The 1,333-nt window shown below is 53.7% G+C and carries 1 protein-coding gene; it reads left to right on the top strand.

The features are described 5' to 3' along the window. On the top strand, window positions 1-1,333 hold a 1,333-nt coding region (locus tag B9Z35_RS13000), incomplete at both ends, for a beta strand repeat-containing protein (protein ID WP_370444134.1).

The raw sequence follows: 1,333 nt of genomic DNA, 5'->3' as shown, positions 1-1,333 counted from the left end.
GGATTCACGTTTGCAGATGTGGTGAGTGGCGCACATAGCCTGAGCGTGTTGGGTAACACCGCAATCAATGGCGGCAGTGTGACGACCACAGGCAAAGCACAAAGCTATAGCGGCGCAGTCACGTTGGATCAGAACACGACATTAACAGGTGTAGGTGTGAGTTTTGGTTCAACCGTACAGGGCGCGACAAGCCCACGCACACTGACGGTGGACTCAGGTGCAGGCAATGTGATATTCGGAGGTGCGTTAGGTGGCAGCAATGGATTCATCAGCGATGTGACGGTGAACAGCGGTGGCATGACACGCTTCTCTGCACCAGTACAAGTGACAAGCCTGCAAACCAATGCCAATGGCACGGTGGAGATCAACGGTGCAACTGTGACCACGACAGGTACACAGATTTATGGGGAAGTTTTGACCCTGGGTGCAGACACGACATTGACGGCATCTCAAGTGACGTTTGCAGATCTGGTGAGTGGCGCACATAGCCTGAGCGTGTTGGGTAATACCGCAATCAATGGCGGAAGTGTGACGACCACAGGCAAAGCACAAAGCTATAGCGGCGCAGTCACGTTGGGTCAAGACACAACATTGACCGGTTCAACGGTGAGCTTGGGTGGAAATGTCACAAGCAGTAGTGGTTTGAGCGTGGTGGGCAATGCCATCATCAATGCAAGCCAAGTCACGACAACAGGCGCTAATCAAAACTACAGCGGTACTGTGACCTTAGGCGCGGATACGACATTGACGGCGTCTCAAGTGACGTTTGCAGATGTGGTGAGTGGCGCACATAGCCTGAGCGTGTTGGGTAACACCGCAATCAATGGCGGCAGTGTGACGACCACAGGCAAAGCACAAAGCTACAGCGGCGCAGTCACGTTGGGCCAGGCCACCACACTGACCGGTTCAACGGTGACCTTCGGTGGAAATGTCACAAGCAGTAGTGGTTTGAGTGTGGTAGGCAATGCCATCATCAATGCAAGCCAAGTCACGACAACAGGCGCTAATCAAAACTACAGCGGTACTGTGACCTTAGGCGCGGACACGACATTGACGGCATCTCAAGTGACGTTTGCAGATGTGGTGAGTGGCGCACATAGCCTGAGCGTGTTGGGTAACACCGCAATCAATGGCGGCAGTGTGACGACCACAGGCAAAGCACAAAGCTATAGCGGCGCAGTCACCTTGGGTCAGAACACGACATTGACAGGTGTAGGTGTGAGTTTTGGTTCAACCGTACAGGGCACGACAAGCCCACGCACACTGACGGTGGACTCAGGTGAAGGCAATGTGATATTCGGAGGTGCGTTAGGTGGCAGCAATGGATTCATCA

This window comes from Limnohabitans sp. Jir61, assembly GCF_003063545.1.
Classification (GTDB): domain Bacteria; phylum Pseudomonadota; class Gammaproteobacteria; order Burkholderiales; family Burkholderiaceae_C; genus Limnohabitans.
The sequence above is the reverse complement of the archived record's forward strand: the minus strand, read 5'-3'. Positions and strand labels throughout refer to the sequence as shown.